21 protein-coding genes are annotated in these 19035 nt (G+C 63.0%); 13 read left to right on the top strand and 8 right to left on the bottom strand.

Going from position 1 to position 19035, the window contains the following annotated elements; genetic code table 11:
- Positions 1 to 94: 94 nt before the first annotated feature.
- Entirely contained in the window at positions 95 to 988 is an 894-nt protein-coding gene (locus NKK51_RS14385; RefSeq protein WP_023809805.1) for a branched-chain amino acid aminotransferase, read from the bottom strand.
- Between the two features lie 246 nt (positions 989 to 1234).
- On the opposite strand from NKK51_RS14385, the gene NKK51_RS14380 reads away from it, so the two are divergent.
- The 4 genes from NKK51_RS14380 to NKK51_RS14365 all read left to right on the top strand — a co-directional run bounded on the left by NKK51_RS14380 (position 1235) and on the right by NKK51_RS14365 (position 5183).
- Positions 1235 to 1768 (top strand): MarR family winged helix-turn-helix transcriptional regulator, encoded by a 534-nt coding sequence (locus NKK51_RS14380; protein ID WP_352553466.1) that lies wholly within the window; start codon positions 1235 to 1237, stop codon positions 1766 to 1768.
- Positions 1755 to 2474, top strand: coding sequence for a response regulator (locus tag NKK51_RS14375; RefSeq protein ID WP_013530014.1), 720 nt, complete (start codon positions 1755 to 1757; stop codon positions 2472 to 2474). Before NKK51_RS14380 ends, NKK51_RS14375 begins: the two co-directional genes overlap by 14 nt.
- A 49-nt stretch (positions 2475 to 2523) precedes the next feature.
- Positions 2524 to 3939, top strand: coding sequence for an ATP-binding protein (locus NKK51_RS14370; protein ID WP_023809807.1), 1416 nt, complete (start codon positions 2524 to 2526; stop codon positions 3937 to 3939).
- A 221-nt stretch (positions 3940 to 4160) separates the two neighbouring features.
- The gene (locus NKK51_RS14365; RefSeq protein WP_352553500.1) at positions 4161 to 5183 is read left to right on the top strand and encodes a glycosyltransferase family 4 protein; all 1023 of its coding nucleotides are present in this window, start codon (positions 4161 to 4163) and stop codon (positions 5181 to 5183) included.
- Positions 5184 to 5263: 80 nt separating this feature from the next.
- On the opposite strand, the gene NKK51_RS14360 is transcribed toward NKK51_RS14365, so the two are convergent.
- From NKK51_RS14360 to NKK51_RS14350, 3 genes are all read right to left on the bottom strand, one after another.
- The gene (locus NKK51_RS14360) at positions 5264 to 5623 is read right to left on the bottom strand and encodes a tRNA-binding protein (protein ID WP_352553464.1); all 360 of its coding nucleotides are present in this window, start codon (positions 5621 to 5623) and stop codon (positions 5264 to 5266) included.
- A gap of 27 nt (positions 5624 to 5650) precedes the next feature.
- Positions 5651 to 6151 (bottom strand): type III secretion system chaperone family protein, encoded by a 501-nt coding sequence (locus NKK51_RS14355; protein ID WP_013893499.1) that lies wholly within the window; start codon positions 6149 to 6151, stop codon positions 5651 to 5653.
- Positions 6152 to 6495: 344 nt separating this feature from the next.
- Complete coding sequence (locus NKK51_RS14350) at positions 6496 to 6798, bottom strand: accessory factor UbiK family protein (RefSeq protein ID WP_023809810.1); 303 nt, start codon at positions 6796 to 6798, stop codon at positions 6496 to 6498.
- 166 nt (positions 6799 to 6964) lie between these two features.
- Between NKK51_RS14350 and lgt the strand changes: the two genes are divergently transcribed.
- From lgt to NKK51_RS14315, 7 genes are all read left to right on the top strand, one after another.
- The gene (gene lgt, locus NKK51_RS14345; protein ID WP_352553463.1) at positions 6965 to 7819 is read left to right on the top strand and encodes a prolipoprotein diacylglyceryl transferase; all 855 of its coding nucleotides are present in this window, start codon (positions 6965 to 6967) and stop codon (positions 7817 to 7819) included.
- Positions 7816 to 8904 (top strand): class I SAM-dependent methyltransferase, encoded by a 1089-nt coding sequence (locus tag NKK51_RS14340; protein WP_127297715.1) that lies wholly within the window; start codon positions 7816 to 7818, stop codon positions 8902 to 8904. The genes lgt and NKK51_RS14340 overlap by 4 nt, the downstream gene beginning before the upstream one ends.
- 107 nt (positions 8905 to 9011) lie before the next feature.
- Positions 9012 to 9806 (top strand): peptidoglycan editing factor PgeF, encoded by a 795-nt coding sequence (gene pgeF / locus NKK51_RS14335; protein ID WP_352553461.1) that lies wholly within the window; start codon positions 9012 to 9014, stop codon positions 9804 to 9806.
- Positions 9806 to 10957, top strand: coding sequence for a M24 family metallopeptidase (locus NKK51_RS14330; RefSeq protein WP_127270541.1), 1152 nt, complete (start codon positions 9806 to 9808; stop codon positions 10955 to 10957). The genes pgeF and NKK51_RS14330 overlap by 1 nt, the downstream gene beginning before the upstream one ends.
- Positions 10958 to 11000: 43 nt before the next feature.
- The gene (locus tag NKK51_RS14325) at positions 11001 to 11621 is read left to right on the top strand and encodes a hypothetical protein (protein ID WP_352553459.1); all 621 of its coding nucleotides are present in this window, start codon (positions 11001 to 11003) and stop codon (positions 11619 to 11621) included.
- A gap of 42 nt (positions 11622 to 11663) precedes the next feature.
- Positions 11664 to 11795 (top strand): hypothetical protein, encoded by a 132-nt coding sequence (locus NKK51_RS14320; protein ID WP_281040476.1) that lies wholly within the window; start codon positions 11664 to 11666, stop codon positions 11793 to 11795.
- Positions 11796 to 11858: 63 nt separating this feature from the next.
- Entirely contained in the window at positions 11859 to 12794 is a 936-nt protein-coding gene (locus tag NKK51_RS14315) for a ribose-phosphate pyrophosphokinase (RefSeq protein ID WP_013530002.1), read from the top strand.
- A 117-nt stretch (positions 12795 to 12911) separates the two neighbouring features.
- On the opposite strand, the gene NKK51_RS14310 is transcribed toward NKK51_RS14315, so the two are convergent.
- On the bottom strand, positions 12912 to 13796 hold the full coding sequence (locus NKK51_RS14310; protein ID WP_023809816.1) for an AraC family transcriptional regulator: 885 nt from the start codon (positions 13794 to 13796) through the stop codon (positions 12912 to 12914).
- Between the two features lie 173 nt (positions 13797 to 13969).
- On the opposite strand from NKK51_RS14310, the gene NKK51_RS14305 reads away from it, so the two are divergent.
- Positions 13970 to 15211 carry an MFS transporter gene (locus NKK51_RS14305; protein WP_023809817.1) on the top strand — a complete coding sequence of 414 codons (1242 nt, stop codon included), beginning with the start codon at positions 13970 to 13972 and terminating at the stop codon, positions 15209 to 15211.
- A gap of 76 nt (positions 15212 to 15287) precedes the next feature.
- Here the strand turns inward: NKK51_RS14305 and NKK51_RS14300 are convergent, their stop codons facing one another.
- Positions 15288 to 16145: an alpha/beta fold hydrolase gene (locus NKK51_RS14300; protein ID WP_023809818.1), complete on the bottom strand. Its 858-nt coding sequence runs from the start codon at positions 16143 to 16145 to the stop codon at positions 15288 to 15290.
- 150 nt (positions 16146 to 16295) lie between these two features.
- Here NKK51_RS14300 and NKK51_RS14295 point away from each other — a divergent pair, with 150 nt between their 5' ends.
- A complete protein-coding gene (locus tag NKK51_RS14295) occupies positions 16296 to 16724 on the top strand; it encodes a MarR family winged helix-turn-helix transcriptional regulator (RefSeq protein WP_352553456.1) in 429 nt (142 codons plus the stop codon).
- A gap of 96 nt (positions 16725 to 16820) precedes the next feature.
- Here NKK51_RS14295 and NKK51_RS14290 read toward each other — a convergent pair whose 3' ends face one another.
- Both NKK51_RS14290 and NKK51_RS14285 read right to left on the bottom strand, forming a co-directional pair.
- Positions 16821 to 17603: an ABC transporter ATP-binding protein gene (locus tag NKK51_RS14290; RefSeq protein ID WP_128303763.1), complete on the bottom strand. Its 783-nt coding sequence runs from the start codon at positions 17601 to 17603 to the stop codon at positions 16821 to 16823.
- A gap of 49 nt (positions 17604 to 17652) precedes the next feature.
- Positions 17653 to 19002, bottom strand: a complete 1350-nt coding sequence (locus NKK51_RS14285; protein WP_352553499.1) for an ABC transporter substrate-binding protein — start codon at positions 19000 to 19002, stop codon at positions 17653 to 17655.
- Positions 19003 to 19035: the final 33 nt, after the last annotated feature.

Raw genomic sequence — 19035 nt, 5'->3', positions numbered from 1 at the left:
ACGCCGAATTAGACGAAAGTCAAATGCAGAAACGCTGAAATAAAAGGGGCGGCCCGAAAACCGCCCCTACTTCCTAAAAAAGCTGTGACTTTCGTTATTCTGCGGCGATCGCGTGCTTGGGCTGAACGGCCGCAGAATAGTCATTCATAAGATTCTTGGCTATTTCGCCGACCTCGAATCGGTAAGGCCCGATCTCGGAAACCGGCGTCACTTCCGCTGCCGTCCCGGTCAGGAAGCACTGCTCGAAGCTTTCCAGCTCTTCCGGCAGGATGGCGCGTTCAATCACCTCCAAGGCGCGATCCTTGGCCAGCCCAATGACCGTGCGGCGGGTGATGCCGTCGAGGAAGCAGTCGGGCTTGGGTGTGTGAATCTTGCCCTCCTTGACGAAGAAGATGTTGGCTCCGGTCGCTTCGGCGACCTGGCCACGCCAGTCGAGCATCATGGCGTCGGCATAGCCCTTGGCCTCGGCGGCGTGCTTGGACATGGTGCAGATCATGTAGAGGCCGGCTGCCTTCGACTTGGAAGGCGCGGTGCGCGGGTCGGGCCGGCGCCATTCCGCCACATCGAGACGGATGCCTTTCAGCTTCTGCGCAGGATCGAAATAGCTCGGCCATTGCCAGATGGCGATGGCGCAGTTGATGCGGTTGTTCTGCGCCGAGACGCCCATCTGCTCACTGCCGCGCCAGGCAATCGGCCGGACATAGGCGTCCTGGAAACCCTGCTTCTTGAGAAGCGTGGAAGAGGCGTCGTTGAGCTCGGCCACCGAATAGGGGATATTGAAACCGAGCAGGCGTGCCGATTCATGCAGGCGCTCGGTGTGTTCGTTGAGCTTGAAGATCTCGCCGCCATAGGCGCGCTCTCCCTCGAAAACGGCGCTGGCGTAATGCAGCCCGTGCGTCAGCACATGGATCTTGGCGTCACCCCATTGGACGAATTCGCCGTTCATCCAGATGAAGCCATCGAGTTGATCGAAGGGAACGGATGCCATGGTAACCTCCCACGGGCGGCAGCCCGGATAGTTGTATCGTTGTGTGTTTCGTGTCGGCCGCCCAAAGCGGCTTTTATGGTGGAGCGTAGGCGGATAATTGCGCTCTGGCAAACTTAGGAAATTCCGGAAAAACCGGCTTCCCTTGCCTTTTCGTTCGCAATCCGCCCAAAAGCTTGTCAAAAATTACCATTGCAGGGAAATTACGTCAATAGTACTGACATAATCTCTCTTTCCCACGGAGAAATAATGACGGATCGAAGCCCAGCCGCCGGAAAACCGATCAGGACCGCGATGTCGGTCGAGGACGGCATCGACTTCGCCATCATCGAGCTGCTCTTCTTCGCCTATCGTGACTTCACCTCCGATCCGGACCAGATCCTGGCCGACTACGGCTTCGGCCGGGCCCACCACCGGGTGCTGCATTTCGTCAACCGCAGGCCGGGCCTGACGGTCGCCGAACTGCTCGACGTGCTGAAGATCACCAAACAGAGCCTGGCCCGTGTGCTCAAGCAGTTGATTGACACCGACCATGTCGTGCAGTTGCAAGGTCCGCGCGACCGCCGCCAGCGCGAACTTTATCCGACGGCCAAGGGCCGTGCGCTGGCGCTGGCGCTGGCGCGGCCACAGTCGCGCCGCATCCATGCTGCATTGGGGGGTTCCGGAGTAACCGAACGGACCTTGGTGGAACGGTTCCTCGAAGCGATGGTCAATCCGGAACTGAGGGCGCAGATCGACGTTGGGTCCGCAAAAATGTCAGGGAAAAGCCATGGAGAGCACTGAACGGGTCGATCACGCGGCCGCACCGGACGACGACGCGCCACACCTGCTTGTGGTCGACGACGACACCCGAATCCGCAATCTTCTCAAGCAGTATCTGACCGAAAACGGCTTTCGCGTCACCGTCGCCGGCAATGCCGGCGAAGCCAGGCGCAAGCTTGCCGGCCTCGACTTCGACCTTCTGGTGCTGGACGTCATGATGCCGGGTGAGACGGGCGTCGACCTGACCAAGTCGCTGCGGGCCGAAAAGAACGTACCGATCCTGATGCTGACGGCCCTGTCGGAGACCGACAGCCGCATCTCAGGGCTTGAGGCCGGCGCCGACGACTACCTGCCGAAGCCGTTCGATCCGCGCGAGCTGATCCTGCGCATCAACAACATCCTTCGCCGTGGTGGCCCGGCGACCACGCCCAAGGTCGAGCAGTTGGTCTTCGGCCCCTACACCTTCCAGATCGCCCGGCGCGAATTGAAGCGTGGCGGCGAGGCGCTGAAGCTGACCGACCGCGAACAGGAGATCCTGGCGATCTTCGCGGCAAGGGCCGGCGAGACGATACCCCGCCACGAGCTTGTCGGTGACGATTCGGAGGTCGGCGAGCGCACCATCGACGTCCAGATCAACCGGCTGCGCCGCAAGATCGAGCGCGATCCGTCCAACCCGGTCTGGCTGCAGACCGTGCGCGGTATTGGGTATCGGCTCAGCGTGGAATAGAATGCCGCCTGCGGCCTGCTGAGCGGCTGCGGGCAAGCGAAATGAGCGAATGGCAACCACGGAACTGGAACAGCCGGGCAATGGCGGCTTGAGCGCACGCGCCGCGCGGACGCTGAAGGCGGTGCCGCGCGCCTGGAACCGCTTCTGGCGCCTCGTCTCGCTCTATATGCCCAAGCGGCTCTATGCCCGCTCGCTGATCATCGTCATCGCGCCGATGATCCTGCTGCAATCGGTCGTCGCCTTCGTCTTCATGGAACGTCATTGGGCAACCGTGACGCAGCGCCTGTCGCAGGCCACCGTGCGCGACATTGCCGCCATCATCGACCTGATCGAGACCTATCCGCGCGATGCCGACTACACCAACATCATCCGCATCGCCCAGGACCGCATGCAGCTGAAGGTCGACCTCTTGCCGCCCGACCCACTGCCCGCGCCCGGTCCAAAGCCGTTTTTCTCGATTTTGGATGATGTTCTCTCGTCCGAGATCACCCGCCAGATCAACCGCCCGTTCTGGATCGACACGGTCGGCAACTCCAACATCGTCGAGGTGCGCGTGCAGCTCGAGGGCAAGGTGCTGCGCGTCTTCGTGCGCCGCAGCCAGGCCTATGCCTCCAACACCCACATCTTCCTGATCTGGATGGTCGGCACCTCGCTGGTGCTCCTGATGATCGCCATCCCCTTCCTGCGCAACCAGATCCGGCCGATCCTGATGCTCGCCGAAGCCGCCGAAAGCTTCGGCAAGGGCCGGCCGATGCCGCGCGACTTCCGGCCGCGCGGCGCCGAGGAGGTTCGCCGCGCCGGCTTTGCCTTCATGCAGATGCGCGAGCGCATCGAGCGCCAGATCGAGCAACGCACCGCCATGCTGACCGGCGTCAGCCATGACCTGCGAACCATCCTCACCCGCTTCAAGCTGCAGTTGGCGCTTTCCGGCGGCAAGGCCGAGACCAAGGCCGCGCTCGACCAGGACATCGACGACATGCAGTCGATGCTCGAAGGCTATCTCGCCTTTGCCCGTGGCGAGGCTTCGGAAGACGCCGGACGGTTCGATCTCGAGGCCTATTTCGAGAAGCTCGACGAGGAGGCCAGGCTGCGCAAGCGCAAGCTGTCGACGACGCTTGCCGGAGACCCCGATGTGCATGTGCGGCCGAACGCCTTTGCCCGGCTGATGTCCAACGTGATCGGCAACGCCTTCCGCTATGCCAAGACGGTGGAAGTCAACGCCACCCATGGCCGCGGCTCGCTGCTGGTCACCATCGACGACGATGGTCCGGGCATCCCCGCTGACCGGCGCGAAGACGTGTTCAAACCCTTCGTGCGGCTCGACGAGGCCCGCAACCTCGATGCCAGCGGCACAGGGCTCGGCCTGTCGATCGCCCGCGACATCGCCCGTTCCCATGGCGGCGACATCACCCTTGAAGACAGCCCGCTCGGCGGACTGCGCGCTGTCATCAAGGTTCCCGCATAACGGGGCACGATTCCGAAAAGTGGAAACCGGCTTCATCCGCCCGTCATGAAACCATGATCAAGAGCCTGCATGAAGCGCGCGACCTCAATCGATTCGGCCTTGCCGCCTCACTTCGACCCCGTGCCCGTCCGGGTGCGCTGGAGCGAAGCGAGAGCAGCGGGCTGGTCGCCGTTCCGGCATCGTCTCAAGGCAACCGTCGACCTTTCCTGCAAAGGGCCGCCATGCGCATATTGATGGTCACCGATGCCTGGCGGCCGCAGGTTAACGGCGTTGTCCACACGCTGGAGCGGCTCACCGAGACGCTGAAATCCTTCGATGTCGCCGTGGATTTCCTGACGCCGAACATCTTTCGCACCCTGCCCTTGCCGACCTATCCCGACATCAGGCTGGCGCTGACCACGCCCGGCCATGTCGCGCGCCTGATCGACGCCGGCAGAGCCGACCACCTCCACATCGTCACCGAAGGACCGCTCGGCATCATGGCGCGGCGCTATTGCCGCAATGCCGGCCGGCCGTTCACCACCAGCTATCACACGCGCTTCCCCGAATATCTCAGCGCACGGCTGCCGGTGCCGGAGAGCTGGGCCTATCGCTGGCTGCGCGATTTCCACAATTCCGGCCAAGGCACGCTGGTCGCCACCCAGTCGCTCGCAGACGACCTCTCAGCGCGCGGCTTCACCAAGCTGCGGCCGTGGACGCGCGGCGTCGACACCGACCATTTCCGGCCCGACAAGAAGAAGGATCTCGGCTTCCCCGGCCCTGTCTTCCTCTGCGTCGGCCGCGTCGCCATCGAAAAGAACCTCTCCGCCTTTCTCGACCTCGACCTGCCGGGCAGCAAGGTGATCGTCGGCGAAGGCCCCGAGCTTGCCAGGCTCAAGGCAAAATATCCGCAAGCGCATTTCCTTGGCCATCGCCCCAACGACGAACTGGCCGAGATCTATGCCTCGGCCGATGTCTTCGTCTTCCCGAGCCGCACCGACACGTTCGGCAACGTCATCATCGAGGCATTGGCCAGCGGCACGCCGGTTGCCGCCTATCCGGTGACCGGGCCGATCGACATCGTCGGCGACGGCTTTGGCGGCGCGGTCTCCAACGATCTGCGCGAGGCCTCACTCGCCGCGCTCAATGTAGACCGTGCCGAAGCCCGCGAACGTGCCATGCGCTATAGCTGGAAAGCCTGTGCGGAGATGTTTCTCGATACGGTCGAGGAAGCACTGGGCACAACGCGCAAGCTGGCGGCCTGACCAAAGGCTGGCGGCACCGTACTGTTCGACATCAGCAGGACGGAGGAAGCGCGAAGGAACGCGACGGTCGTTCCTCTAGCCTAAAACAACCGCCCGCCATCCGGCACCTTGAGCTCAATCGCGCCGAGCACCACAGCGCCCTCTTCGTCGGGAAAGCCGAGCGTCAGCACTTCCGACATGAACGGACCGATCTGGCGCGGCGGGAAATTGACCACCGCGAACACCTGCCGGCCGATCAGCGTCTCCGGTGTATAATATTTGGTGATCTGCGCCGACGATTTCTTGATGCCGATGCCGGCGCCGAAATCGATCTTCAGCTTGAATGCGGGCTTGCGCGCCTCGGGAAACGGTTCGGCCTCGACGATCGTGCCGGCGCGGATGTCGACACGATCGAAATCGGCAAAACTGATCTCGGGCTTGCGCTCGCTGTTCGAACTCATCTTGGTTCTTGTCTGCCTTACGGGGACTCAGGCGTTGCCGTAGGTCTCGAACAGCACGCCGGCCAGGGCGTCCTTGGCCGAGGTTCCCGACCAGACGACGAACTGGAACGCCTGGAAATAGCATTCGCAGGCTTCCAGCGCCGACGACAGCAGCACTTCGACCTGCTGGCTCGACGGCTCGACCCCGCCGGCCAGCAGCAGCGACTGGCGGAACATAATCGCGCCCTCCTGCTCCCAAAGGTCGAAATGGCCAAACAGCATCTGCTCATTGATCAACGACAAGAGCCGCATCACTTCCAGCGCGCGGGTCTCCGGCACCTTGATGTCGAAGGCACAGGCCAGGTGCAGCGCTTCGAAATCCTCCATCCACGAAAAGGAGACGTGATAGTCGGTCCAGCTTCCGGCAACCGAGATCGAAATCTCGTCGTCGCCTGCCCGCTCAAAGGACCAGTCGTTGTTGTGGGCCACCTGCTCGATAACATCCACCGGATGGATTTCGCGGGAGAATTCGAGTTCGAGAAGTTCCATGGAATGCTTCCTGTCGTTCTGTACGAGCGCCGCCACACGCTCCGCGGGAGGGCACACACAACGAACAATCTTGTCTAGAACTCGGACGGCCAGGACTTTCCTGCGCAAAAGACTACTTCTCGACGCAAAGACCCCAGACCGGACCCCACCGCCCGGTCGCATGACCCTGCTCCGAATCATGCAACAAATTCAGTCTATTGATCGGGAGTCGCGTGAACAGCCCAATTTTTCGCACTGCGTCATTCGCATGTGGAAAGCCGCTGTCACAAAGATTCATGCAATGCCGTTAAGCGATTCACGGCAAAGCGCTTTTCAGGATCGGGCTATGTGGAAAAGTTTAACGATTATTTTTTTGTGCGGGGCTTGGCCGCCGCCGCCGGTGCGGCGTCACCGGCCAGTTCCGCAAGCTTCGCCTCGAGCACCTCGATACGGGCGGCAAGGCGGGTGTTTTCTTCCCGGGCCTTGGCGGCCATCTCGCGCGCGGCCTCGAACTCTTCGCGCTGCACCACGTCCATGGTGTTGAGGATGCGTTCGGCCTGGCCTTTGAAGGCGGTCTCCACCTCCCGGCGCACGCCCTGGGCAGCGCCGGCGGCATCGGTCATCAGCTTGGCGAATTCATCGAGAATGCGGTTCGGTCCGGTCGACATGGCAAATCCTCGCTTGCTCGAAATGAGGTAATGGCGCCGCGCGTCGAATGCAAGCATGTTGCGCCGCGCTGCGGCATCAAGTCGAGGGCGCCCACCTTGCCTTGACCCTGCCAAAACCCTGCCGCATGGTCCGCGCGCAAACGCGTTTCGCAATGAGAGTTCCCCGTTGAACGAATATTTCCTGCTGCCGCTGGCCTCCCTACCCTTCCCCAACATCAACCCGATCCTCATCCAGATCGGGCCGCTGGCGGTGCATTGGTATGGCGTCGGCTATATCGTCGGCATCCTGTTCGCCTGGTGGTATGCCAAGCGGCTCGCCTCTAATGCCAAGCTATGGCCGAACAGCGTCCTGCCGATGAAGCCGGAGGATCTCGACGACTTCATCGTCTGGGCGGCCATCGGCGTCGTGCTGGGCGGCCGCACCGGCTATGTGCTGTTCTATGATCTGCCGCGCTACATCGCCCACCCGCTCGACATCTTGGCGGTCTGGCAAGGCGGTATGTCGTTCCATGGCGGCCTGCTTGGCGTCATCCTCGCCATGACGCTGTTTTCCATCAAGCGCGGCATCCGCACATGGTCGCTGTTTGACGTCGTGGCCGCCGGCGTGCCGGTCGGCCTTGGCCTGGTGCGCGTCGCCAATTTCATCAATTCCGAGCTGTGGGGCCGGCCAACCGACGTGCCCTGGGCTTTCGAGTTTCCCAATGGCGGGCCGTTTGCCCGTCACCCGAGCCAGCTCTACGAGGCGCTTCTCGAAGGCGTGGTGCTGTTCCTCGTGCTGCGCATCCTCACCCATTCGCGCCTCAAGTTGAAGACGCCGCGCTTCGTCGGCGGCGCCTTCATCTGCGGCTACGGCCTGTCGCGCATTTTCGTCGAGTTCTTCCGAGAGCCCGACCAGCAGCTCGGCTACCTCCTCGGCACCAACTGGCTGACCATGGGCATGATCCTGTCGACGCCGATGGTGCTGGCCGGTATCTGGGCGATGCTGACCGCCAGGCCGGTGGCGCAGCCGCAGCCGGCATGACACGGCTGAAAACCCGCATCGTCGACCTGATCGAGGCATTGGGGCCGATCCCGGTCAACGAATACATGGCGCTGTGCCTGTTCGACCCGGCGGACGGCTACTACACGACGCGCGAGCCTTTTGGTGCGGGCGGCGACTTCATCACCGCGCCGGAAATCAGCCAGATGTTCGGCGAACTGGTCGCCGTGTGGATGTACCAGGCGTGGCAGGCGAGCGGCCGGCCGCTGCCGGCCACCATCGCCGAGATCGGCCCCGGCCGCGGCACGCTGATGAAGGACATGTTGCGTACGCTGTCGCGGCTCGATCCTGATCTGGCCAGCGGCGCCACCTTCGCCATGATCGAGACCAGCCCGCGCCTGACCGAGGTGCAGAAGCAGACGCTTGGCGCCACACCCTTCGCGGTTGGCTGGCATGAAACCATCGAGACCTTGCCGCAGCAACCGCTGTTCATCGTCGGCAACGAACTGTTCGACGCCGTGCCCATCCGCCAGTTCGTCCGAGCCGGCACCGGCTGGCGCGAGCGCATGGTCGGCCTCGACGAGACCAACGACCTTTGCTTCTTCGCCGGCGCCGGTTCGGTCGACCCGACGCTGCTGCCCGCCGATGCCACTCAAGCGCCGCAAGGCGCGATTGCCGAAGTGGCGCCTGCCCGCACCGCGCTCATGGCAACGATCGCCGAGCGCATATCCAGGCATGGCGGCGTTGGCCTGTTTCTCGACTACGGCCATCTCCAGCCGGGTGTCGGGGACACGCTTCAGGCCTTGCGCAGCCACGATCACGAAGATGTGCTGGCCAATCCCGGTGAGGCCGACCTCACCTCCCATGTCGATTTCGCCGCCCTTGCCGCGATCGTGCGTGCACATGGCCTCGAAGCCCATCTGACGACACAGGGCGACTTCCTCCTCGGCATGGGTATCCTCGAGCGCGCCGGCCGGCTTGGCGCCGATGCCGGCCAGGCGGCGCGCGAAAGGATCGCCGGGGACGTCGAGCGCCTCGCAGGGCCGCAAGCCATGGGCGAGCTGTTCAAGGTGCTTGCGGTACTGCCCCGCGGCGTGGCGGTTCGGCCCTTCGCCGGGGCGGATTGACTTTTTACCGCCGCCCCTCCCAATCTCCCGTCCGCGCTTTGCAGCGCCTGTTCTCGACCAAGCACCTTCTTCTTGACGAAACCGCCCACACGGACAACAACGCCCGCATGCTGAATCAGACCAAACCGGATCCCGTTCGGTCGCCGCTGCTGGACAAGGCGCAGGCACAAGGCATCCGCCACGGCTATTTCACCCGCATCGGCGGTGTCTCCAGCGGCATCTACCAGGGCCTCAACATCGGCACCGGATCGAATGACGACCAGGCGCTGGTCGCCGAGAACCGCGGCCGCGTCGCGGCATGGATGGGCGTGCCGGCGAGCCATCTGTTGACCGCCTGGCAGGTCCATTCGCCCGACGTCATCATCGCCAGGGAGCCCTTTGCCGGCGAGCGGCCCAAGGCAGACGCCATCGTCACCGACCGGCCGGGCATCGCCATCGGCGCTTCGACCGCCGATTGCGGTCCCGTGCTGTTCGCCGATGCGCAGGCGCGCATCATCGGCGCCGCGCACGCCGGCTGGAAAGGCGCGTTCACCGGCGTGCTCGAAAACACCATCCTGGCGATGGAAAGCCTCGGCGCCCGGCGCCAAAACATCGTCGCCGTGCTAGGCCCCTCCATCGGCCCGAAAAACTACGAGGTCGGCCCGGAATTCGTCGCCCGCTTTGTCGATGCCGACGCCGAAAACATCCTCTATTTCGCGCCGTCCGCCAAATCAGGCCATGCGATGTTCGATCTCAACCGCTACACGGTTGACCGGTTGGCCAAGGCCGGCGTGACGGCTGAGGGCCTCGACCGCTGCACTTACGCCGAGGAGGGCCTGTTCTACTCCTACCGGCGCACCACGCATCGCAAGGAGCCCGATTACGGCCGGCAGGTTTCGGCAATTGTCTTGGAGAGGGAATAATGGCGCTGCATTTTGAACGATCTGAATTTGACGCGCGGCGCGACCGGCTGATCATCGAGATGGCCGAAAAGAAGCTCGACGCCATCCTGCTGTTCGCGCAGGAAAGCATGTATTGGCTGACCGGCTACGACACGTTCGGCTTCTGCTTCTTCCAGTGCCTGGTGGTGAAGGCCGACGGTTCGATGGTGCTTCTGACCCGCTCGGCCGACCTGCGCCAGGCGCGTCAGACCTCGATTATCGACAACATCGTCTTGTGGACGGACCGCAACGGCGCCAATCCGGCGGTCGACCTGCGCAATCTGCTCAACGAACTCGACCTGCTCGGCGCCCGCATCGGTGTCGAATACGACACCCATGGCCTGACCGCGTTCAATGGCCGACGGCTCGACGAACAGTTGCAGACCTTCGGCCAGATCGCCGATGCGTCCGGCATTGTCGGCCGTCTGCGCCTGTTCAAGAGCCCGGCCGAAATCGCCAAGGCCGAGAAGGCCGCCAATCTTTCCGATGATGCGCTCGATGCGGCGTTGCCGCTGATCAAGCAAGGCGGCGACGAAGCCCTGATCCTGGCCGCCATGCAAGGCGCGATCTTCGCCGGCGGCGGCGACTATCCGGCCAACGAGTTCATCATCGGCTCCGGCGTCGACGCGCTGCTGTGCCGCTACAAGGCCGGCCGCCGCAAGCTCACCAAGAACGACCAGCTGACGCTCGAATGGGCCGGCGTCTTCAACCACTACCACGCACCGATGATGCGCACGGTGCTGACCGGCAAGGTGTCGAAGCGCCATCAGGAACTGTTCGACGCCGCCCGCGCGGCACTCCTGGCTGTCGAAAAGGCGATGACGCCGGGCAACAGCTTCGGCGACGTCTTCGATGCGCATGCCCGCACCATGGAGGCGCACGGCCTGACCAAGCACCGGCTGAACGCCTGCGGCTATTCAGTCGGCGCCCGCTTCACCCCGTCCTGGATGGACATGCCGATGTTCTACCAGGGCAATCCCGAACCGATCGCGCCCAACATGACGCTGTTCGCCCATATGATCATCATGGACTCCGATACCGAGACGGCGATGACGCTTGGCCGCACCTACCTGACCACCGAATCCCAGCCCAAGCCGCTGTCCCGCCATGATCTCGACTTGATCGTACAGTGAATCCACAATGGGAGGCGTTCTTCGCCAAGGAGTTAGAAGGCAAATGAGACGATCGCATGTGACGACCGTGTCATTGCTTGTGGCATTGGCTCTTGCCGCCTGCACCAACGCAAAGGACGTGCTCGAACCGTCGGCGATCACGCCGCCGGCGACGTCGACCCAGACGCTGCCCGCAACGTCAGGCAGCACGGTTCCGGCCGGGCCCGCCACCAGCACGGCGGGCGCTTCCGCAACCACCGCCGCACCGGTCACATCAGCCCAAAGCGCTGCCATCCTGTCGAAGACCCGCCTGCAGATCGCGCCGATCGTCGGCGCTTCGGTAGAAGCCGCGACACCTCTGACGGCGGAGTTGCAGACCCGCGCCAGGCAGCGCGGTATCACGCTCGCCGGCAGCGCCGACCAGACCGTGACACATGTGCTGAAGGGCTATTTCTCGACGATGTCGGAAGGCGCCGACACCACCGTCATCTATGTCTGGGATGTCTATGACCCCGCCGGCAACCGGCTGCACCGCATCAATGGTCAGCAGAAGGCCCCGTCGGTCAATTCCGGCGCCAGCGCGGGCGGCGACAGCTGGAAGGGGGTCTCGCCGGCCACCATGCAGACGATCGCCGACCAGACCATCGACCAATTTGCGGCCTGGCTCGGCGGCAAGGCCGGCTAGAGGCATCGGACCCAAAAGTGGAGACAGTTTTGGGAAAATCCGATGCCCAACGAGAAGAAGGAGCAGCGCAAGTCCGCTGCTCCCTGTGGCAGCCCGGCGATGGCGCGGAGCTTTCTTGAGTTTAGCCGGCGGATTCCCGATCTCGGCGCTTGCAATACCGGCGCGGGCCGCTAAAAGCCCGGTTAAAGGGCGCAAGCGAGTCCGTCAGGTCTCATCATCCTCCACCAGGAACCGTGCATGAAACTCTTCGCGGGCAATTCCAACAGGGTGCTGGCCGAAGCGGTCGCCCGGTACCTCAATGTCCCGCTGGGCAAAGCCACGGTCAGGCGCTTCGCCGACCAGGAAATCTTCGTCGAAATCCAGGAAAACGTGCGCGGCGAGGATGTCTTCATCCTGCAATCGACCTCGTTCCCAACCAACGATCATTTGATGGAATTGCTCATCATGATCGATGCCTTCATGCGTTCCTCGGCCAAGCGCATCACGGCGGTCATCCCCTATTTCGGCTACGCCAGGCAGGACCGCCGCGCCTCCGGCCGCACGCCGATCTCGGCCAAGCTGGTCGCCAACATGATCACCCGCGCCGGTGTCGACCGCGTTCTGACGCTTGACCTGCATGCCGGCCAGATCCAGGGCTTCTTCGACATTCCGACCGACAATCTGTTTTCCGTGCCGGTGATGGCCCGCGACGTGAAGGCCAAATACAAGCAGCTCGGCAACGTCGTGGTGGTCTCGCCCGACATTGGCGGCGTGGTCCGCGCCCGTGCGCTGGCCAAGCGCTTCGATGCGCAACTGGCCATCGTCGACAAGCGCCGCGAGCGTCCCGGCGAATCGGAAGTCATGAACATCATCGGCGCGGTCGCCGGCAAGGATTGCCTGCTTATCGACGACATCGTCGATTCCGGCGGCACGCTGTGCAACGCCGCCGATGCGCTGCTGGCCAACGGCGCCACCAGCGTCACCGCCTATATCACGCACGGCGTGCTGTCGGGCGGCGCGGTTGCCCGCATCAGCGGTTCGAAGCTCCAGGAACTGGTGATCACCGATTCCATCCAGCCGACGCAGGGCGTGCTCGATGCTCCCAACATCCGCGTCATCTCGATCGCCGACCTGATGGGCGAAGCCATTTCGCGCACCGCGACCGAAGAATCGGTGTCGAGCCTGTTCGACTAGAGCAATTCCAGGAAAAGTGTGAAGCGGTTTTCCGTCTAGAACTGCGTCAAAACAAAGAGTTAGAGCAGATCGCCGTTTCCGTGAAACGGTGAGATGCTTCTAGAACAGCACCTGCCGTTACGGCGCAGAGCTTTCCAACCGAACCGGCCCGATCAGGCGACGAGCGACCTCGACGCTCTCTCGTGCGCCGCGCATATAGCCGCGCGGCGAGGTCCCCAGCATGCGCTTGAACATGGTGATGAAGGCCGGCACGCTGTCATAGCCGAGATCGAGCGCCACCCTGGTGATCGGCTCGCCGTCCGCCAGCCTGGGCAGCGCCGCGAACAGGCAGGCCTGCTGGCGCCATGTCGACAGCGACAGGCCGGTCTGGCGCTGGAAGGCGCGCGTGAACGAACGCCGGCTCATGCCGGCGGCATCCGCCCATTCATCGATCGTCGCGTGCGGCGACGGTGCGGCGACGAAGCGCCGGCACAGCGCCGACAGCCTCGGATCGGACGGGAATGGCAGCCCGAGAGGCCGTTCCGGCAAGGTCGGGATTTCGTGCAGCAAAAGGTTCATGATCAGCCCACCGCGTCCTTCCAGAACGCCGCCTTGCGGCAGCTTTTCCGATTCCACGATCAGGCTGTGCATCAGGTCGGTGACGCCGACGACGCGCAAGCCTTCGGGCAGCCCGGGGATCGCCTGTGGCATGACATAGACCGAACGCATCGAGACATCGCCCAGCATCTCGACGGAATGCTCGGTGCCGGCTGGAATCCACATCGCGTGGTCCGGCGGCACCATCCAGCGCCCGTAGCGCGTCGTCACCAACACCACGCCGACAAGCGCATGCAAGAGCTGGCTGCGGCTGTGGCGGTGCTGCGGCACACGGTAGCCATCGGGATATTCGGTCGGCAATGCCACCGCCGGCCCGGCCACTTGCTCAAGCCACTGCCAGCGGCTCTCGTGCAACTGGCCGAGATTGGCGTTGCCAGCGTGAAAGACTTCTTTGCCGTGCGGCATCCGATATGGCCCACTTGCGAAACTATTGGACCAAACCACGAAAGAAGTCATCCCGCAAGCAGCTTATAAGGCACCGTCCCCAAGCGCTCCACAGGAGCGTCCGACAAGGCGGCCGCAGGTGCGTCCGTCAACTGCCTGCGGGCCTGCCCGCCAAAAAGACCACGGAGCCTACCTTGACCGATACGATAGCCGCCAGCGTCGCCCCACCGGCGACCACCAGTCACGCTTCAGCCCAGGCGACGGCCTTCACCGTCATCCTGGCGGTGAGCTTCTGCCATTGCATCAACGATATCATGCAGTCGCTGCTGTCGGCCATTTACCCGCTCCTGAAAGAGAATTATGGCCTCGATTTCTGGCAGATCGGCTTGTTGACCTTCACCTTCCAGGTGACCGCGTCGCTGCTGCAGCCTGTGATCGGCATGATCACCGACAAGCGGCCGATGCCCTACTCGCTGCCCTACGGCATGGCGTCATCGCTGATCGGCCTGATTGTGCTCGCCTATGCCGGGCATTATTCGCTGCTGCTGATCGGCGCCTCGCTGATCGGCATCGGCTCGGCGATCTTCCATCCGGAATCCTCGCGCATCGCCCGCTTCGCCTCCGGCGGCCGCTTCGGCCTGGCGCAGTCACTGTTCCAGGTTGGCGGCAATTTCGGCCAGTCCATGGGGCCGCTACTGGCGGCCTTCATCGTCGTGCCGTTCGGCCAGACCAGCATTTCCTGGTTCGCCGTCGGCTCGCTGATCGGCATCATCGTTTTGTGGCAGGTCGGCGGCTGGTACAGCCGGCTGCGTGCCGCGCAGGGCACCCGCAAGGCGGCGAGCTTCGTTTCGCCTTTCCCGCGCCGCAAGGTGACGAATGCATTGATCGTGCTGACATTGCTGGTGCTGAGCAAGAATGCCTACATCGCCAGCCTCGCCAGCTACTACACCTTCTATTCCATGCATAAGTTCGGCGTTTCGGTGCAGATGTCGCAGGTCATGCTGTTCCTGTTCCTCGGTGCCTCGGCGCTGGGCATCCTGCTCGGCGGCCCGTTCGGCGACCGCTACGGACAGAAGGCGATGATCTGGTTCTCCATCGTCGGCGTGCTGCCTTTCACGCTCGCCCTGCCCTACGCCAATCTGGAATGGACGATGGTGCTGACGGTGCTGATCGGCCTGATCCTGTCCTCGGCCTTCTCGAACATCGTCGTCTTTGCGCAGGAGCTCGTGCCGGGCCGCGTCGGCATGATCGCCGGCATCTTCTTCGGCTTCGCCTTCGGCATGGGCGGCATCGCGGCGGCCGTGCTCGGCATCGTCGCCGACATGAAGGGCATCGATTTCGTCTTCCAGATCTGCTCGTATTTGCCGTTTCTTGGATTGCTCACCGTGTTCCTGCCGAACATGAAGGAAGCACGCAAAGCGCAGTTAGTTGCCTAGATCACGCTAATCTGAACCTCACAAAAAATGCACCCGCCATCAGGCGGGTGCATTTTTGTAGGCTATTCGGAAAGCCCTATGCCTTGAAGAAGGCCAGCAGGTCGGCGTTGATGACATCGGCATGGGTTGTGGCCATGCCGTGCGGAAAACCCTCGTAGACCTTAAGCTCGCCCTTCTTGAGCAGCTTGATCGTCAGCAGCGCCGAGTCGGCGATCGGAACGATCTGGTCGTCGTCTCCGTGCATGACCAGGACCGGCACGTCGATTGCCTTCAGATCCTCCGTGAAGTCGGTTTCCGAGAAAGCCTTGATACAATCATAATGCGCCTTGGTGCCGCCCATCATGCCCTGGCGCCACCAATTGTCGATGACGCCCTGCGAGATGTCCGCGCCCGGGCGGTTGAACCCATAGAATGGACCGGCGGGAACATCGCGGAAGAACTGGGCGCGATTGGCTGCCTGGGCAGAGCGGAAGCCGTCGAAGACCTCGATCGGCAGGCCGCCGGGATTGGCAGCGGTCTTGAGCATGATCGGCGGCACCGCGCCGATCAGCACCGCCTTGGCGACACGGCCTTCGGCGCCGTATTTGGCGACATAGCGCGCCACTTCGCCGCCGCCGGTCGAATGGCCGACATGGATGGCGTTCTTGAGGTCCAGATGAGCGGTGAGTTCCGCGACGTCGGCGGCATAGGTATCCATCTCGTTGCCGATATCGGTCTGGGTCGAGCGGCCGTGGCCACGACGATCATGTGCAATGACACGGTAGCCCTGTGACAGGAAGAACAGCATCTGAGCGTCCCAATCGTCGCTGCTCAACGGCCAGCCGTGATGAAAGACGACAGGCTGCCCGGTCCCCCAGTCCTTGTAGTAAATCTGCGTTCCGTCCTTGGTGGTGATCGTACCGCTGCCGGAACTGGGCTTGGTTTGCGAGGTCATCTCAATCTCCTTCTGTTATTTTCGCGATAAACGATATCGCGATAACGATTTAGCTAGCGCGACTCAAAACCCTTGTCCACAAAAATATGTATCGCGATATTATTTTTCGTGGTATCGAATTGACGCCCATATTGGCAAAAGGAATGCGCCGTGCCTCTCCCGTTGGACAATCAGCTCTGTTTCACGCTCTATGCCACCAGCATGGCCATCAACCGCAGCTACAAGCCTATGCTGGACGAGATGGGCATCACCTATCCGCAGTACCTGGTACTGAACGCACTTGGAGAGGCTGACGGCATGTCGGTCGGCACGATCGCCCACAGGCTCGCTCTGGAATCGAGCACCGTCACGCCGCTGGTAAAGCGAATGGAGCAGGCCGGGCTGGTGACCCGCCAGCGCAGCCAGACCGACGAACGCCAGGTGCAGGTCGACCTGACATCAGCCGGGCGCGGGCTGCTGGTGCAATGCAACTGCCTGAATGAAGCCTTGATCGAGCGCTCGGGCATGACGCTGGCGCAGCTCGATGCCTTGAACCGGCAGATCCAGGCGCTACGCACCGCGTTGATCGGCGACCGGTAGCCGGCCCGGCCTTCTCGACGGTCGGACCTCACCCGCCGGCCTCTGCCCGCGAGATGCATCCTCGAAGACATTCGCGGATCGAACGCGACGACTGCGTCAGGGCGCGTCGCCCAGATAGATGCGGTGGAGATCGTCACGCGCTGCAAGGTCGGCCGCCGGCCCTTCGAGCGCCACGCGGCCGGTGTCAAGAACATAGCCGCGCTGTGCGTAGGCAAGCGAGAGAGCCGCATTCTGCTCCGCCAGCAGAAAGGCCGTCCCTTTCTCCCGGTTAAGGCGCGCGATGATCGCGAAGATTTCCTGAACGATGCGCGGTGCGAGCCCCATGGAGGGCTCGTCGAGCAGGACGAGCCTTGGTTGCGTCAACAACGCCCGGCCGATGGCCAGCATCTGCTGTTCGCCGCCGGACGCAAGCCCGGCATGCGTGCGCCGCTTGTCGCGCAGGCGTGGAAACCAGCCGTAGACGTCGTCGAGCTGACGCTGCAGCTCCTTGCGGCTTGGCCGGTGCAGAAATGCGCCGGTCAAGAGGTTCTCCTCGACCGTCAGATGCGAAAAGACATGGCGCCCTTCCATGACGTGGACGATGCCCCGCGTTGCCAGTCTGTTGGCCGCAAGCCCGAGAATATCCTCACCGTCGAGGCGAATATGCCCCCGGCGCACCTTGGCCCGATCGGCGCTGGCCAGGCCCGAAATCGCCTTGAGCACAGTACTCTTGCCGGCACCGTTCGCTCCAAGCAAAGCAACGATTTCGCCGTTGCCGATCGTCAGCGACACATCGGCGACGGCCAGAATGGCGCCCCCATAGACGACTTCGATGCCCGACACTTCGAGAAGGGTGTCCTGATCAGCCGCCGGGGCGACGGGCTTCGATGTCGTGGTCATGGCGTTTCTCCTTATCGTGGGAAACCGTCAAAGCGGCCGCCGCGTCCTGTCAGTTGCTGCCGATATCGCGGGGCGTAATTCCATGCTCCTTGGCATAGGCCTCGGATTTCGCGTCGATCAACGGACGCAGCGTTGTGCGATCGGCCTGCACCCAGTCGCTGACGAGAGACCATTTGGACCCGTTCCATTGCTGCACGCGCACCGCGCCGCCGCCCTCATGGTCCGCGGGCGTCAGTTGGAGGTTCTGCACCAGGCCTCGGAAACCTGCCCTTTCAAGGGCTGCGTCATCAAGCTTCAGGTGCTCCAGCGCCCACTGGCCTTCTTCTCCGGTGATCGGGCGGTTGCCGAACTTGGCCTGGGCCTGCCGAACGATCTCCACAGAGAGCAGGGCGCCGACGAGACCTGAATTGTAATAGACGCTGCCGAAGGCCTTGGTATCGCGCAGGTCGGACTTGCCGGCGTCGATGATGTCCTTCTTCAAACGCTCGTGGATCTTGAAGTCGGCGCCGGCCGGATAAGGCGTCAGCGCCAGATATCCCTTCGCCGCTTCGCCGGCCGGGATCACGTCTTCCTCGGACGAAGCCCAGACATCGCCGATGATGTGGTCGGCGGGAAAGCCGAAACGCACCGCGGTCTTGATGGCTACCGGCGTCGAAACACCCCAGGTTCTCAGGAACACCCAGTCCGGCTTTGCTTCGCGGACCTGCCGCCACTGCGAGGATTGTTCGCTGCCCGGATCGGCAACGGGAATCTGGATATTCTCGAAACCGTATTTCTTTGCCAGAAGGGCGAGCGGATCAAGCGTCTCGCGGCCATAGGCGCTGTCATGGTAGACGGTGGCGATCTTCTTTCCCTTGAGCTTGTCGAAGCCGCCTTCGCGCTCGGCAACATAGTTCACGACCGCCGACGCCTCGCTGTAGAAGGTCACCATGACCGGAAAGATATAGGGGAACACACGCCCGTCGGTGGCCTCGGTGCGACCGTAGGCAAGTGTTACCAGCGGTATCTTGTCCGTGGCCGCGCGGTCGGAAAGCGCATAGGCGGCCGGCGCGCCGTTCGGGAAATAGGCGGCGACCGGAGCGCCGTTCAACCCGTGCTTGAAGCGCTCATAGCATTCGATGCCCTTTTCGGCCGTCCATTCGGTCTCGCATTCCTGCCAGACAATCTTGACGCCGTTTATGCCGCCTTCGACTTCGTTGATATAGCGGTAATAATCGATCTGCCCGGCCCAGATGGAAGCGCCCGACGCCGCATAGGGGCCGACGCGATAGCTGGCGATCGGGAAAAACTGTTTGTCGCTGTCGGGACCCGGCTGGGTTTCAACGGCCTTGGCTGCACTGGCAAGCAGCAGCAACGAAGTGGCAGCCGCCAGGGCAGCGCGCAAGAGCTTTTGGTGCATGGCGAGCTTTTGGTGCATGGTGAACTCCTGTTT

The sequence above is a fragment of the Mesorhizobium sp. M0011 genome (assembly GCF_040324155.1).
Classification (GTDB): Bacteria; Pseudomonadota; Alphaproteobacteria; order Rhizobiales; family Rhizobiaceae; genus Mesorhizobium.
The sequence above is the reverse complement of the archived record's forward strand: the minus strand, read 5'-3'. Positions and strand labels throughout refer to the sequence as shown.

Coding starts and splice junctions, on each gene's coding strand:
- NKK51_RS14385 (WP_023809805.1), bottom strand. CDS start 988: ATGGCATCCGTTCCCTTCGATCAACTCGATGGCTTCATCTGGATGAAC.
- NKK51_RS14380 (WP_352553466.1), top strand. CDS start 1,235: ATGACGGATCGAAGCCCAGCCGCCGGAAAACCGATCAGGACCGCGATG.
- NKK51_RS14375 (WP_013530014.1), top strand. CDS start 1,755: ATGGAGAGCACTGAACGGGTCGATCACGCGGCCGCACCGGACGACGAC.
- NKK51_RS14370 (WP_023809807.1), top strand. CDS start 2,524: ATGGCAACCACGGAACTGGAACAGCCGGGCAATGGCGGCTTGAGCGCA.
- NKK51_RS14365 (WP_352553500.1), top strand. CDS start 4,161: ATGCGCATATTGATGGTCACCGATGCCTGGCGGCCGCAGGTTAACGGC.
- NKK51_RS14360 (WP_352553464.1), bottom strand. CDS start 5,623: ATGAGTTCGAACAGCGAGCGCAAGCCCGAGATCAGTTTTGCCGATTTC.
- NKK51_RS14355 (WP_013893499.1), bottom strand. CDS start 6,151: ATGGAACTTCTCGAACTCGAATTCTCCCGCGAAATCCATCCGGTGGAT.
- NKK51_RS14350 (WP_023809810.1), bottom strand. CDS start 6,798: ATGTCGACCGGACCGAACCGCATTCTCGATGAATTCGCCAAGCTGATG.
- NKK51_RS14340 (WP_127297715.1), top strand. CDS start 7,816: ATGACACGGCTGAAAACCCGCATCGTCGACCTGATCGAGGCATTGGGG.
- pgeF (WP_352553461.1), top strand. CDS start 9,012: ATGCTGAATCAGACCAAACCGGATCCCGTTCGGTCGCCGCTGCTGGAC.
- NKK51_RS14330 (WP_127270541.1), top strand. CDS start 9,806: ATGGCGCTGCATTTTGAACGATCTGAATTTGACGCGCGGCGCGACCGG.
- NKK51_RS14325 (WP_352553459.1), top strand. CDS start 11,001: ATGAGACGATCGCATGTGACGACCGTGTCATTGCTTGTGGCATTGGCT.
- NKK51_RS14320 (WP_281040476.1), top strand. CDS start 11,664: ATGCCCAACGAGAAGAAGGAGCAGCGCAAGTCCGCTGCTCCCTGTGGC.
- NKK51_RS14315 (WP_013530002.1), top strand. CDS start 11,859: ATGAAACTCTTCGCGGGCAATTCCAACAGGGTGCTGGCCGAAGCGGTC.
- NKK51_RS14310 (WP_023809816.1), bottom strand. CDS start 13,796: ATGCCGCACGGCAAAGAAGTCTTTCACGCTGGCAACGCCAATCTCGGC.
- NKK51_RS14300 (WP_023809818.1), bottom strand. CDS start 16,145: ATGACCTCGCAAACCAAGCCCAGTTCCGGCAGCGGTACGATCACCACC.
- NKK51_RS14290 (WP_128303763.1), bottom strand. CDS start 17,603: ATGACCACGACATCGAAGCCCGTCGCCCCGGCGGCTGATCAGGACACC.
- NKK51_RS14285 (WP_352553499.1), bottom strand. CDS start 19,002: ATGCACCAAAAGCTCTTGCGCGCTGCCCTGGCGGCTGCCACTTCGTTG.